The sequence below is a fragment of the Cognatilysobacter bugurensis genome (assembly GCF_014652095.1).
Lineage (GTDB): Bacteria > Pseudomonadota > Gammaproteobacteria > Xanthomonadales > Xanthomonadaceae > Cognatilysobacter > Cognatilysobacter bugurensis.
On the sequence record NZ_BMYD01000001.1, the window covers coordinates 1,414,993 to 1,428,288 of the forward strand.

The following is a 13,296-nucleotide window of genomic DNA, read 5'->3' on the forward strand; positions in this document are numbered from 1 at the left end:
CGTATGAAGGTACGTAAATCGCTGACCGCCGCCGCCACTGCCGCCCTGCTGGCCGGCGCATTCTCGATGCCGGTGGCTGCCCAGACAGCCGAGCCGACTGCTGATACGGCCGCGCCTGTCGCCGCAGACGCGCAGGACCGCAGTTACGAGGCCGTCGAGGTCGAAGAGGACAACGACTTCCCGTGGGGACTGCTTGGTTTGCTGGGCCTGTTGGGCCTGCTTCGCAAGAATAAGGATGAGACGCGCGTCGTCCACAACGACAATGCGCCCGGAGCTCGTCGCTAACGTCAGCGCGTCGCACCCCGAGCACAAGTCGAACATACGCAGCGGTGCAAATCGCTGCGTTTTTTTCACAGGCGTGCATATCTACGCGACCCAGGGCCAGCGAACGTTCCAATAAAGTGCAAGCGCGAGAAAGTGCAAGCGCGAGGCCCAACGAGCGGCGCTTGGCCGTCACCTTGCACGAAGCCAAGGCGCCGCGAACTGAATGGCCAACCTAGCTCATCGATAGTCCCGTCACTTTTGCATTGCTATTCCTGCGCCCTTCGATTGAAGGAGAGCACAGATGGCAGTCAACCTGATCGGCATTTTTGATGATCGCGCTGTTGCGGAAGACGCAGTGCAGCAGATCCGGAAGCTCGGTATTGAACAGGAGCGCATCCGCGCGCATCACCACGGGTCTGGCCTCGACGCGTCGTCCAGCGGCCGTTCTGATGAGCATCACGGCTTTTTTTCGAAACTGTTCGGTGGCGGCGACCACGATAACGATGCCCACGAACTGAGCGGACACTACGCCGAGGCTGTGCGACGCGGCTCCAGCGTCGTGACTGTGCATCTTGAGCACGAGGACAAAGCGGCTGAAGTCGAACGCATCCTCGAGAATGCCGGGTCGGTGGACCTGGACGAGCGAGTTCACGCGTGGCGCTCCTCCGGCTACGACGGTTACAAGGCTGGCGCGCGCGATTTCACGGCGGATGAGATCGCCAAGGACCGAGAGACGCTGAAGGTGGTGCAGGAAGAGCTGCGCGTCGGCAAGCGCCAAGTTCAGGCCGGCGGTGTGCGCGTCCGGCGCCATATTGTCGAGACCCCGGTGAGCGAGCAGATCACGCTTCGTGACGAGCAGGCCGTGATCGAGCGTCGTCCGGTCGATCGCCTTGCGACGGCGGCGGACCTGCAGGGCTTCGACGCAGGCGACAAGACCATCGAGGTCCGCGAGACCCACGAGGAAGCCGTGATCGACAAGCAGGCCCGCGTTGTTGAAGAAATCAGCATTGGCAAAAAGGCCGTCGAGCATACAGAGACGATCAACGACACGATTCGCAGAACTGATGTCGACGTCGAGCACCTCGACGCATCGAATGCCGAGCGCATGCGGAGCAAGCCCGGCGATGGGCCCCGTCCGGGCGTGCGCTGACCGATCCGCCTGCTGCGGGCTCAGCAGATAACGCACAACGAAAATAAGGCCCCGCCTCCGTGGCGGGGTCTTTCGTGCCAAATCCGATGGGCTGAGCGATGCGCTGGCAGCCAGCCGGACCTGCGGCGACGCTCGCAGCCTCGATTAGCGGTATGACCCGGGGCTGATGGCCCTTGCTCCACGCGTCCCGGTCCGCTTCCGGCCAGAAGCGGACGTCAAAAACCTAGGCACCCCAACGCGCGGTCTGATCTTGACTGGCGCCGCCCAAGGACGTGGTGCTGCAGGTGCCATGCCGGCACGACCAGTAGGTCCGCTACCCGCGGGCAGCGCAAACCGGAGGCGACGCTGTGCGGCGCCGGCGCTCGACACCCGCGCGTTCGCTCTACTGGGTTATCAGGCGCGTCTTCCCGCCGCGAGAAGCCCTGCAAGGACGGACGGGTCGAGAGGCTTGACCAAATGGTGGTCGAATCCGGCATCGCACGTGCTGGCCCGATCGAACTCCTGCCCGTAGCCAGTGACGGCGATCAGCACCGTGTCTGCTGTACGCGAATCCGCTCGCAGTTGCCGTGCAAGCGCGTTTCCATCCATGTCCGGCAGGCCGATGTCGAGCAGGCAGGCATCGGGTTGCTCAGCCAGGGCGCGGGCCAGCCCCTGCCGTGAACCGTACTCCACGAACGTCGCGTGGCCAAGAGCCTCGAGGAACATTGCAAGCATGTCCGCCGCGTCCTCGTTGTCGTCGACGACGAGTACACGCAGGGGGGTGACGGCCGCCTTTGGGAGAGTCGATCGCACCACCGGCGGCGCGTCCTTCGTGGTGGCGATGCGCGGTAGACAGATCGTGAATTCGCTGCCTTTGTCGGCACCAGCACTCTTCGCCGATACCGTTCCATCGTGCAGTTCGACCAGGCTCCGGACCAGCGCCAGGCCGATGCCGAGACCGCCCTGGGTGCGGTCTGATGTGCGCTCGGCCTGGGCGAACAGTTTGAATGCGTGCGAGGTCATGTCGGCCGACATGCCGATACCGTTGTCGCTCACCGTCACCGACACGTGCGCCGATTCAACCTCCATTGCTACGCGAACGCGGCCGCCCTCGGGCGTGTATTTCGCCGCGTTGTTGAGCAGATTGCTCAGCACCTGCACGAGTCGCTTGCGATCGCCCCGCACGTTGGCCGCATCCGGTGGCAAATGGACGGTGAGCGAATGGCCCCGCGCCTCCACCAGCGGACGCGCCTGCTCCACCGCCTCGCTGACCACGCGCTTCATATCTACGAGTTCCGTCTCGAGCAGCACGAGGCCGCGCGTCACCCGTGAGACGTCGAGCAGGTCGTCAACCAAGCTCGTCAGGTGCCCCACCTGCCGCGAGATGATGGCGCTGGTCGACCTCACGCGCGCCAGGTCGGAGCTGGGCAACGACAACAGGTCTGCTGCAGCGCGGATCGGCGCGAGCGGGTTGCGCAGCTCGTGCGCGAGCATCGCCAGGAACTCGTCCTTGCGGCGGTCCGCATCGCGGGTCTCCTGCTCGGCACGCTTGCGCGCGCTGATATCGCGGAAAAAGATCGCCAGGCGGTCGCCCGGGATCGGATAGGCACGCAGTTCGATCCAACGTTCGACCCCCGAGTCCGCTCGATAGAAGTACTCGAGCGTGCCCGGCTCGCCGCTGGCGAAGGCTTGCCGATACATGGCCTCCACGGCTGAATTCGCCGCCTCCGGAACGGCCTCCCATTGGTTGCGCCCGATCATCTCCTCCGCGGTGCGCTGCGCGAGCTCCAGGCCAACCTCATTGATGTACTCGATCGTCCAGTCGCTGCGGAGCAGCTCGAAGCCCTCGGCCATGTTGTCAAATACGGACTGGCTGAGGTCGCGCTGGGCGCGCAGCTCATCCTGGGCGCGAGCCGCTTCGACTGCGAGCCAGGTGCGCTGGGCCACTTCTTCCATCGCCTCGATTTCATCGGCTGCCCAAGCGCGGGGGACGTCGCTGTGGGCGACGAGCAACGCGCTCAAAGTACCCCCGCTGCGAAACGGCACCAGCAGTTCGGCGCCTACGCCCTCGTGCGCGTAGGCCTGCGCGCTGGCTGCCGTCCGAGGGTCGAGCCTGACGTCACCATTCGTGACGACACGGCCTTCGCGAAGCTCACGCGCAAGCTCGGCCCCGAAATCGTCGAGGACGAACGCCCTACCAGCGATGTCGTCGATGCCGGGCGCGGTCCAGCTGCGTTGCACGAAGACCGCGGCGCCGTCTGGGTCTACCAAGGAATACAACACGCGCGATGCCTTCAGGCGTTTGCCAAGCAACTCGCTGGCGGCATCGATGATCGCGTCGGGCGAAGTCAACGCGCGGATGTGGTCGGACAGCTCGAGCTGGAACGCTTGGCTGGCACGCACCGCCGCGAGCTCCTGGACGCGCTGTTCAAGCGCCCGGGTCGCGAGGTGGCCCGATGTAATGTCGACGCCCTGCACAAAGATGCCACTGACCTGCCCATCCGTGCCGAGGATCGGTTGGTAGAGCAGATCGACATAGAGTTCGGCCAGCGGTCCGTCACTCTCGCGCTGGACGAGCACCCGCTGGCCTTTCGATACGATCGGCTCGCCCGTCTCGAACACTTGGTCCAAGACCTCCTTGAATCCCTGATCACGCGCCTCCGGCAGCGCGTCGAGCACTCGCTTGCCGATGAGGTCGCGATGGCCGACCAGCTGGTAATAGGCCTGGTTGAGCATCTCAAAGACGTGGTCCCGTCCGGTCAGCACCGCGATGAAGCCGGGCGCCTGGTCGAACAGGAGCTGCAGCTGGTTGCGCTCTATTTTGAGGATGCGGGCCATTGCCGCATGCATTTGCGGGCGGTTCGCGTCACTGATGTCGGGCACTGCGTTCGCGCCCGGCTTGAGGAAGAACAGCCGCGAATCGGGGTCGACCCGGTACAGGTCGGTCACGTCCATGGGGCTTTGCGACACGAAGGCCACATTGCCCTCGTCGTCGAGGACCGGCGTATGCACCACGCTCCAGTAACGGTCGTCGAACACGGTGCCGTCCGCCGTTTCGCGCGGAACCGAGTACCGGAACAACGGGCTGGTCACCGGCTCGCGCGTCGAAATGGCGAGTTCGATCGCGCGCTTGACCTCGCGCAGGTTCGTCGAGTCCGGATCGGACGGGTTGGGCGGGAACGCATCAAAGATGTGTCTGCCCACGATCTCGTCCGCGTGGCGCCCCGTGGCCTGCAGATAAGCCCGGTTTGCGTCGAGCAGGACCAGATCGGTTCCGATCAGCAGGAACGGGTACGGCGCGGTCTGGAAATGGGCGGCGAAATCGACTGGGTGCGGCATACGGATGAGCTTCGACCTCAAGCGGATCGTTCACGGCGGCGAACATTCGTGGAATGCGGCGCCTGCTGGCTGGCTGTGCACCGTAGCACTGGCCTTGTGACCGGTATTTATTGGCGAAGGCTGATGGAACGCCGAGCGGCACGGGTGACAGCGGTCATCAACGATCCGACCGACCTCGGCGTCCGCTTTGGGTTGCGGGTGAACCGGCCGTTTGCGGGAAGCCCGCTTCCGACCAAACGGGGACCCTCACGGTTGCGTCAAGCAGCGTTATGTCAAAGGCGGGCCAAGGCGCCGGTGAACAGAGCCGTGATCAAGCCCATGCTGGCCTGGACATAAACTGTTCCTTCGCAAGCACATCAGTGCTCGACCTATGAAACATGGGTAGCCGCTTTCAGCGTCGATCCATTTGGCTCGGACGAAGGGAGTTTCCTTGGCACGTTCGCATACGCATCCCTCGCTCGAGTTTCTGGCTACTGCTGGCCAAGCCGGCCGCGCCATCGCCGGGCACGACTGGTCGTCGCACCCGATCGGCGACCCGGATGGCTGGCCAGTCGAGTTCCGGACCGCGCTTGGCATGGTCATGAACTCGGGTTTTCCATCATTCATCGCCTGGGGAGAGGACTTCCACGTCTTCTACAACGACCCGTACGTGGAGATCCTTGGCACGCGACCGTTTCGCGAGCAGGGCGCCCGGCTGGCCGATCTGTGGCCGGAAGCCTGGGATCAGGTGGGACCGATCGCGCACAAGGCGCTCGCAGGTGAATCGTCGTTCTTCGAAGACCGGCCGTTTTTGATCGACCGCCCGGGACGCCCGGACCAAGGGTTTTTCACGTTCTCCTATAGCCCGATCAACACGGGGGTCGGCCCGGCGAAGGGAATCCTGTTCGTCGGCACCGAGACGACCGAAAAAGTCGCGGCGACCATGCGCGTCAAGGAGAGCGAACGGCGCCTGCAAGGTGCCCTGGATGCTTCGCGTTCCATCGGCACCTGGGCCGTCGACCCGGTCACCAACATCGTGACGATCGACGAACGGTTTGCACGCCTCTTCCAGCTTGATGCTGCCCAAGCGCGCGGCGACAACGAGGTGGAACGGTTCACGAACATGATCCACGACGAGGACCGCGACCATGTCGTTGCGGCGATCAGCAACTCGCTCGAAAGGGGCGAGCCGTATGACGTCGAATACCGTATTCCGCAGAACGACGGGCAAGACGTCTGGGTAGCGGTAAAGGGCGGGATGACCGATGACCCGGGAAAGCCCGGCGCGCAGTTTGCGGGCATCGCACTCGACATCACCGAACGCAAAAATGCTGAAGCCCTTGCGCTTGCCACGGCGGCCGGCCTGGCGTTCCAGCTGGAGGTCGTCGAGGCCGTACGTGTATTGCGCTCACCCGCAGAGATCATCAGTACCGCAACTGCCATGCTGGCCAGGCACCTCGGTGCGAGCCGCGTGATCTACGGGCAGGTCCAGAGCGGCAACAGCCTGTTCATCCGACACAGCTGGACAGCAGAAGGCTTCGAAGACCTCACCGGCGTGACGCTGGCCCTGTCGGACTTCGGGCCGGATATGTTTGTCGACCTCCGGGCAGGGAGGGTGGTCGCAAACAACAACGTGCGACTCGACCCTAGGACGGCGGCGAACGCCGCGGCGTTCGAGGCGCTCGGGGTGCACTCGGAGATCGTGGTGCCTGTGAGCCACGCGGGCGAATTGCGCCTGGTCGTTGCGATACACAGGTCTGAGCCACATCGCTGGCACGACACCGAGCTTCTCGTCGCTCAGGCGGTTGCACAGCAGATCTGGCTGGCCGCCGAAACTGCCGGCGCACAGGCGGAACTGCGTGATCAGCGCGACTTCAGCCAGTCCATCTTCGACACGATGGGCGAGGGCTTTACGCTGATCGACAACGAATGGAGGTTTGCGGCAATCAACGAAGTCGGCGCAGCCATGACGGAGCGGCCGCGCTCCGAACTGCTCGGCCGGTTCCTGTGGGACGCGCTGCCGGAAACTGCTGGCACATCGCTACTGCCCGTGTACGAACAGGTGCGGGCCACAGGTGAGAGTCAGACGCTCGAGTACCCGTATACGCCGCCGTCAGGCCGGCAGCAGTGGATTGAAATCAGGCCCTACAGACTCGCTGACGGCCAGCTGGCTGTTTTCTTTCGCAACATCACGGCACGCAAGCGGATGGAGGAAGAGATCGCCCTCGCGGCCCGGCGTAAGGACGAGTTCCTGGCCATGCTCGCGCATGAACTCCGCAATCCATTGGCCCCTATCCGCGCGGCTGCGGACCTGCTGTCGAAAACCCCTGCGGACGAAGAACGGGTCAAGAAGGCCAGCGCCATCATCTCGCGACAGGTCATTCACCTGACCAGCCTGGTCGACGACCTGCTGGACGTATCGCGCGTCACGCGCGGTCAGGTGGTGCTCGAGAAGGCCGATGTGGACCTCAAGCGCGTCGTATCGGATGCGGTCGAACAGGTGCGTCCACTCGTCGAGGCCAGGCGCCACCATTTGAGTGTGGGCCTGCCCCCTGAATCGGCCTACGTAGCGGGCGACCACAAGCGACTCGTGCAGGTGCTGATCAACCTGCTCAACAACGCGGCCAAGTTCACCCCCGAGGGCGGCCGCATTGCCATCGCGATGGACATCGAGGACAAATACATCTCGGTGACGGTCGAGGACAGCGGAATCGGAATGTCCCCCGAGATGGCCGAGCGCGCGTTTGCGCTGTTCGCCCAGGCCGAGCGGACTTCAGACCGGACCCTCGGCGGCCTTGGAATCGGATTGGCGCTCGTCAAAAGCCTGGTCGAGCTCCACGACGGACGGGTGTCAGCCAAGAGCCGCGGTGCCGACACGGGCAGCAAGTTCACGGTCTGCCTGCCGCGGCTCAGCGGCAGGTCCGTGGTGCCACCCGGGGATGAAGCGTCGCGCGGAGCGCAGTCGGATCAATCCCTGCGCATCCTGATCGTCGACGACAACGAGGATGCTGCCAGCATGCTGGCAATGTTTCTGGAGGCGTCGGGCCACGCGGTGACGACCGAGCACAGCTCCCGAGAGGGGCTTGCGCGCGCGTTTGCGGAGCGGCCTGATGTTTGCCTGCTCGATATCGGCCTGCCGGACATGGACGGGAACGAACTAGCGAGGCAGCTGCGTTCCAATCCGAAGACGGCGGACACGCTGCTGATTGCCGTGACGGGGTACGGGCAGGAGTTGGATCGACAAAGCAGTGCAGCAGCAGGGTTTAACCACCATCTCGTGAAACCGCTTGACCCGATTGCGCTCGCGGGGTTGCTTGCTGCCGTCAGGCCGCGCTGAGGCACCCGTTGACGCCGCCTGGCTTGGCTGGCGTGTTTGCGATGGCGAGCGCCGCGAGCACAAGCTGATGCTCTCAAGCGATGTATTTCGTGCGAGTGCCAGTGTTGTACGGGGCCGGGTCGAGCTAATGAATGTCTGCTTCGGGTCGGAAGCGCCCCTCGCGCGGATGGCTGCTTCCGACCCAAAGCTGACCTCGCATTCTGGGCTCGCAAGAAAGAATTCACGCTTGCAAAGCAATCGCCGCGCTTATACCTTGCATTGCAAGGTCACGTGCGTAGCAAGACAAATGAGCAGTCAACCTCAGATCCTCAAGGGCTTGGCAGAACTCGCGGTGCTCAGCACGCTCGACGACGGCGCCCAATACGGGGTAGGCATTCTCGACCGGGTACGGCAGGAGGCTGGCTTGAATGTCGCCGAAGGCAGCATCTACCCGTTGCTGCATCGGCTCGAGCGCGCTGGCTCAGTCAGCGCGGAATGGCGGCTCGACGGGGGCCAGGATCGCCCTCGCAAGTACTACAGCCTGACAGCGGCGGGCCGTGCCGAGCTGCGCAGTGCGCTGGACGACTGGCTGCGAACCAGCAGCGCCCTGCACGCGTTTGTTACGAGAAAGGCAAATCAATGAGCACAAAGGACCGAGACAACCTGGACGGCTGGCTACGGCGTCTCGAATGGGCGCTCAGCTCGCTACCCAACACCGAACGCGCGGACATCGTCCGCGAGGCCCGATCGCATCTGGAAGAGCGGGGAGCCAGCGGCGTAGAGGATGCCGATGCGCTCCGAGCGATGGGCTCGCCTGAGGACTACGCTCGTGGCTTTCTCGACGACTACGAGCTCGCCAGAGCGCTCGGAGAAGGGACGGCGACCGGTTTGATGGCGGCCGTGGGCCAGAGAACGCATCGAAGCGCCATCGCTTTTGGCGCGTTCGTAGGCGTTCTCCTGCTTGGGCTGCTAGGCGCTGGCGTCTTGCTGACCGCACTGATGCACTTTATTGACCCGACTCACTGGGGGCTGTGGGCTTCAAACCGGATGCTGCTGCTTGGACAGCTCGATGATCCGGCCGACGCGCGCGAGTTGCTCGGTGCCGCGATCTACCCTTTCGCCGCCGTCGTCGTTGCGATCTGTTGGGTCGCCGGCCGACTGACACTCATTCGCGCACTGAAAGCACTCGCCGTGCAGCCGTCATCGTCGAGACGGCGAGCATGAATTCACCGCTTCGCCTACCCCTCTGGGCGCCACATCGTGGAAGCGCGTTCTGGTCCGCTTCTGGCCGGTAGCAGGAATGCCTCGTTGGTGCTGCAGGCCGAAATGAGCGCCCCACGCAAACAGAGGACGAGCCCCGCGAGCGGTCGTCGAACGTGTGACGGAAACTCAGTTTGCGATTGTGCGTACTGCGGCGATGACCAGGTTCGCCTGACGGGACGCACACGCAAGAGATTGTGCATTACCCGAAACGGGCGCTTAGGCTGAAATATGAAGGGGCAGGAAATGAGTGTTAAGCAGAAGAAGATGGCGTTGTTGGTGATGGCACAGACTATCTGCATTGGCCTTGCAGCCTGCACCTCTGTCTCAGAGAGGCCAGGCCCGATCACGAGCCACGCTAGCCAGCCAGCTAAGACTGCTAACCACCGCGAAGTTACGCCTGACCTAGAGCCGATACTCGAGGAGCTTCGGGCCGAATACGGCGTCCCGGCGTTGGCTGCAGCAGTGGTCAAAGGAACCGGCATCGTTCAAGCAAATGCGGTTGGAAACCGCGTCGTGGATGCGCCTTCTCCAGTGACCAAAGCTGACCGCTTTCACCTTGGCTCGATCACGAAGCCAATTACGGCAACAATGATCGCCACGCTGGTTGAAGAGGGAAGGCTGACCTGGCAAAGCACGCCGGCCAGCGTCTTTCCAGATCTTGCGGCTGAAATGAACCCGGCTCTCGCCAAGGTCACCCTTGAGCAGTTGCTTTCCCATCGTGCAGGACTAGCGAGCTTTACGGATGACGCGGAGTTCGAGATGCTTCCGGCGTTTACCGGCTCCGCTGAACAGAAGCGACGTGCTTACGTCAAATGGCTGCTGTCGCGCAAGCCAGAGAAGCAGCCGGGGGCGGAATACGTCTACTCGAACGCCGGGTACGCCGTCGCTGCGGTAATGGCGGAGCAGGTTTCTGGCCAGTCGTGGGAACATCTGATTCGTAGCAGGATATTCCAACCTCTGAAAATGACCAGATCCGGATTTGGATGGCCTGGTCTGGCTGATCAAGCCCAGCCATGGGGTCACCGCGGAACGGCTGGCAAGCTGGTGCCGCACCCTCCTACCGACGCCTATCAGTTCCCGGCCGTCGTTGGTCCGGGTGGCGATATTCACGCCAGCATCGAGGATCTGGCGCGCTTTGCTCAGCTGCACTTGCGGGGACTGACGGGAACACCGCGTCTTTTGTCATCGCCCACCTTTAAGCAGCTGCACACGCCGGTTGCGGACGACTATGGCCTCGGGTGGAACCAGCAGGTCATCAAGGGCAATACGGTGAGCACGCATCTCGGAAGCGCGGAAACATTCTTCGCGATCATATTCGTCTCTCCGGCTCAGGACATTGCCATCGTGGTAGCAACGAACGCGCCCGAGGAGCCTGGCCAGACTGCAGCGTTCAAAACCCTAAGCGCCCTACTGCGCACGTATGCACCTGTGACTCAGGTCGTGAAATAGGCTCGTGAGAGTGTCGTTTGCTGCCGAGGTTGCTCCGATTTAGCTGAAGCTGGTTCCGGCTCAGGCGGCAAAGGATCTCCGGCTAGCTGGTACTCGACTTGTGGTCGTCGTTATCGCACGACGCTCGGAGTCTGCTGCGTAGGTGACGCCGTTGGCGCTTCGACGAACGCGGCGGGACACGGCCGCGCTGGTGAGCTAGAAAGCGCCCTTAAAGCCAAGGACATCTGGTCCATACAGCTGAGCGGTGACGCCTGAATTGAGCGAAGTCCGCTTCTGGCCGATCGCGGACCTGGTCAATAGCAGCAAGTGATCACCTCGGAATTGTGCTACCAATCAACCAGATCGGTACGCGCACACCGAAAAGCGGGCTGATAAACCTTGGCTCGCTGTTCAGGGCTAGAAAGGCTACTGAATCAGCGACCGATCACCTTCGGCACCTGGTTCATCTAGCGCTGGCCCCCATGGTCAATGCGATGGGTATACGCATACGGACGCTGCGCCGATTACAGAGACACCTCCCGGCGTTGCCAGAGCTTTGGATTAGCTAGTTACTGCGCGCGGCGAAAAAACAGCCCGTCTAGGCGGCTCGCTACTACCGGAGGCTTCGCCACTACTTCACGAAGCCAACCCACGGAACTCGCCAAGACGATACAGCGTTTCCTAGCGCGGCTTACAGCCGTATACACCATACTTCGATCAATAAATGGGCTCATGGGAAGGAGAGCGATAACCGAGTCCCACTCCCCGCCTTGAGCCCGGTGAATCGTGAGCGCATATCCGAATTCGACGTAGCAGTCCCAATCCGATTGGGTCAGCTCTATTATTTCAAGGCCCGATCTGATGCGCACCACAGGGGCGAGCGGACGATTAGGCTTATGTGGCCAGACGATCTCGACGAGCCCTTGTTGCCCGTTCAATACGTTGAACCCAAGCGCGGTTACGACGTTCTTTGTAAACACCACTGGCGCGCCGGGTGACGGCCCCGTACCTCCGGTCTCCCGCAGGTGAATGTCCAGATTAATGCGTCTCGACCCGAGCTGCCCCTTGGCAAATGGAGTGATGATCTGCGGGTGCGGCAGCTCGCTGTAACGGGCCTTCGCAAGTCGCGCGAGTTCGCCCTCTGAGCCACTAATTACGTCGAAGTCCTCAGAGGCTGTCCCGGAGCCAGCGCGAAAGGGTGGGAGGCAGCCTGCCCGAAGCGCTTCGACCGCCAGACGCAACTGCCCTCCGATGGCCTGTCGTTGCGAATCAACGAGTTCGGTACAAGCGACAATGCCGGAACGCACAAATGAATGGATCAGGCGACCTGGTCCGATACTCGGAAGCTGCGCTACATCGCCGCACAGCACGACCCGGGCGGTCGCTGGGATCCGCCGGATGAGATTTCGGAAGTCCAATAGATCGACCATGCTGAATTCGTCGATGATGAGGAGCATCGACGAACCAGACCGACTCGCTAGTATCTTCTGCGCGCGGGCGAGCGTCATAGCTTCATGGCCGGAAGCTTCAGCCAATCGACGCGCGGCCCGTGCCGCTACCGCAATCAGAACCGGGGTCTCGCCCTGCTCCACCGCTCCTTGGCAAATGGCTTTCGCGATATACGTTTTGCCAGTCCCTGCCGGTCCGTGAAACAGACTGAGGGGGAGGGTCAACGCATTCCGTACGGCCTGACGCTGCGCAGGCGTGAGGACTCGATCTTCGACGCAAACCGCTCGTTTGCGTCCTGGTTCGGCGACCTTCGCTACAACCCAAGCCTCCACCTCGCGCTCGGCGTAATAGGCGCCCGGAACCTGGTAGGCATTCCCCAACCGCAAAATGGCGCCCGCATCGAGCGCCGAAGCCAACGCTGCGGCCGCTAGTTCCGCCGAACCCAGCAAGCCCTCAACCCCCAACCTAAGGTGCGGCTCCGAGATCAACGTAGCGCCGCTTCGCTCTAGCGACATGTACGCGGCGGCCTCACAGGCGGCCGTGAGCCGCCGTGGAGCATCCCTCAGGACGCCGGCCCTCAGAGCTGCCGCGTCGACCTCTCGCCAGCTTGCCACTGCAAGCAGCTTGTAGAGGTCTGCTGACAGAACTGACCCCGCACTAGGTCCCCACAGCGCAAGTGCGCGATCGGCTGAAACGTTAGGAAGACCCCACTCCCCAAGCAAAGCCTCAAGAGTTCGATGCGAGCGCCTAAAGTGCCAGTGCTTCAGAATGGCATCTGCCTTCTTGGGCGTTATGGCTTCGAGCAGTTTCGCGCGATCCCCCGCATCCAGAATGGACGGGAGCGCATCACCGAATTTGTCGCGCAACTTTTGTGCTGTCGAGGGACCTACGCCGGCGCACAATAGCGGATCAGACGCCATGATCAGCGATATAGGCTACGCAGGCTTGACTCACAATGTGCTTCGAAAGCCGACTTTTGCCATCGTAAAGCATCGACTTCGGCCGACAGCAGGGCGCAACGCCGTTCGAGGAGCTTCTCTCGCTTGGCTGAACAATCAAGCGCTTGAAGTGCAGCCCTTAGGCGTCGCTCAAGGGACCTCACACACTGCAGATTCGGGACCGGCGACTC

8 protein-coding genes are annotated in these 13,296 nt (G+C 62.7%); 6 read left to right on the plus strand and 2 right to left on the minus strand.

The genetic code is table 11. The features are described from left to right. Positions 1–3 precede the first annotated feature (3 nt). On the plus strand, positions 4–285 hold the full coding sequence (locus IE075_RS06435) for a WGxxGxxG family protein (RefSeq protein ID WP_189454377.1): 282 nt from the start codon (positions 4–6) through the stop codon (positions 283–285). A 280-nt stretch (positions 286–565) separates the two neighbouring features. Next, positions 566–1,414: a YsnF/AvaK domain-containing protein gene (locus IE075_RS06440; protein WP_189454379.1), complete on the plus strand. Its 849-nt coding sequence runs from the start codon at positions 566–568 to the stop codon at positions 1,412–1,414. A 393-nt stretch (positions 1,415–1,807) separates the two neighbouring features. Here IE075_RS06440 and IE075_RS06445 read toward each other — a convergent pair whose 3' ends face one another. Then, positions 1,808–4,732, minus strand: coding sequence for a hybrid sensor histidine kinase/response regulator (locus IE075_RS06445; protein ID WP_189454381.1), 2,925 nt, complete (start codon positions 4,730–4,732; stop codon positions 1,808–1,810). A gap of 430 nt (positions 4,733–5,162) precedes the next feature. On the opposite strand from IE075_RS06445, the gene IE075_RS06450 reads away from it, so the two are divergent. The 4 genes from IE075_RS06450 to IE075_RS06465 all read left to right on the plus strand — a co-directional run bounded on the left by IE075_RS06450 (position 5,163) and on the right by IE075_RS06465 (position 10,739). After that, positions 5,163–8,048, plus strand: coding sequence for an ATP-binding protein (locus IE075_RS06450; protein WP_189454383.1), 2,886 nt, complete (start codon positions 5,163–5,165; stop codon positions 8,046–8,048). Positions 8,049–8,334: 286 nt separating this feature from the next. Beyond that, positions 8,335–8,670 carry a PadR family transcriptional regulator gene (locus IE075_RS06455; protein WP_189454385.1) on the plus strand — a complete coding sequence of 112 codons (336 nt, stop codon included), beginning with the start codon at positions 8,335–8,337 and terminating at the stop codon, positions 8,668–8,670. Next, positions 8,667–9,251 (plus strand): HAAS signaling domain-containing protein, encoded by a 585-nt coding sequence (locus IE075_RS06460; RefSeq protein ID WP_189454387.1) that lies wholly within the window; start codon positions 8,667–8,669, stop codon positions 9,249–9,251. Before IE075_RS06455 ends, IE075_RS06460 begins: the two co-directional genes overlap by 4 nt. Positions 9,252–9,533: 282 nt before the next feature. After that, complete coding sequence (locus IE075_RS06465) at positions 9,534–10,739, plus strand: serine hydrolase domain-containing protein (protein WP_229792344.1); 1,206 nt, start codon at positions 9,534–9,536, stop codon at positions 10,737–10,739. Between the two features lie 548 nt (positions 10,740–11,287). Here the strand turns inward: IE075_RS06465 and IE075_RS06470 are convergent. Next, positions 11,288–13,033 (minus strand): ATP-dependent DNA helicase, encoded by a 1,746-nt coding sequence (locus IE075_RS06470; RefSeq protein WP_229792345.1) that lies wholly within the window; start codon positions 13,031–13,033, stop codon positions 11,288–11,290. Positions 13,034–13,296: the final 263 nt, after the last annotated feature.

What these genes read in the sequence shown, in the direction of transcription:
- IE075_RS06435 (WP_189454377.1), top strand. Translation starts at nt 4, where the DNA reads ATGAAGGTACGTAAATCGCTGACCGCCGCCGCCACTGCCGCCCTGCTG.
- IE075_RS06460 (WP_189454387.1), top strand. Translation starts at nt 8,667, where the DNA reads ATGAGCACAAAGGACCGAGACAACCTGGACGGCTGGCTACGGCGTCTC.
- IE075_RS06445 (WP_189454381.1), bottom strand. Translation starts at nt 4,732, where the DNA reads ATGCCGCACCCAGTCGATTTCGCCGCCCATTTCCAGACCGCGCCGTAC.
- IE075_RS06455 (WP_189454385.1), top strand. Translation starts at nt 8,335, where the DNA reads ATGAGCAGTCAACCTCAGATCCTCAAGGGCTTGGCAGAACTCGCGGTG.
- IE075_RS06465 (WP_229792344.1), top strand. Translation starts at nt 9,534, where the DNA reads ATGAGTGTTAAGCAGAAGAAGATGGCGTTGTTGGTGATGGCACAGACT.
- IE075_RS06440 (WP_189454379.1), top strand. Translation starts at nt 566, where the DNA reads ATGGCAGTCAACCTGATCGGCATTTTTGATGATCGCGCTGTTGCGGAA.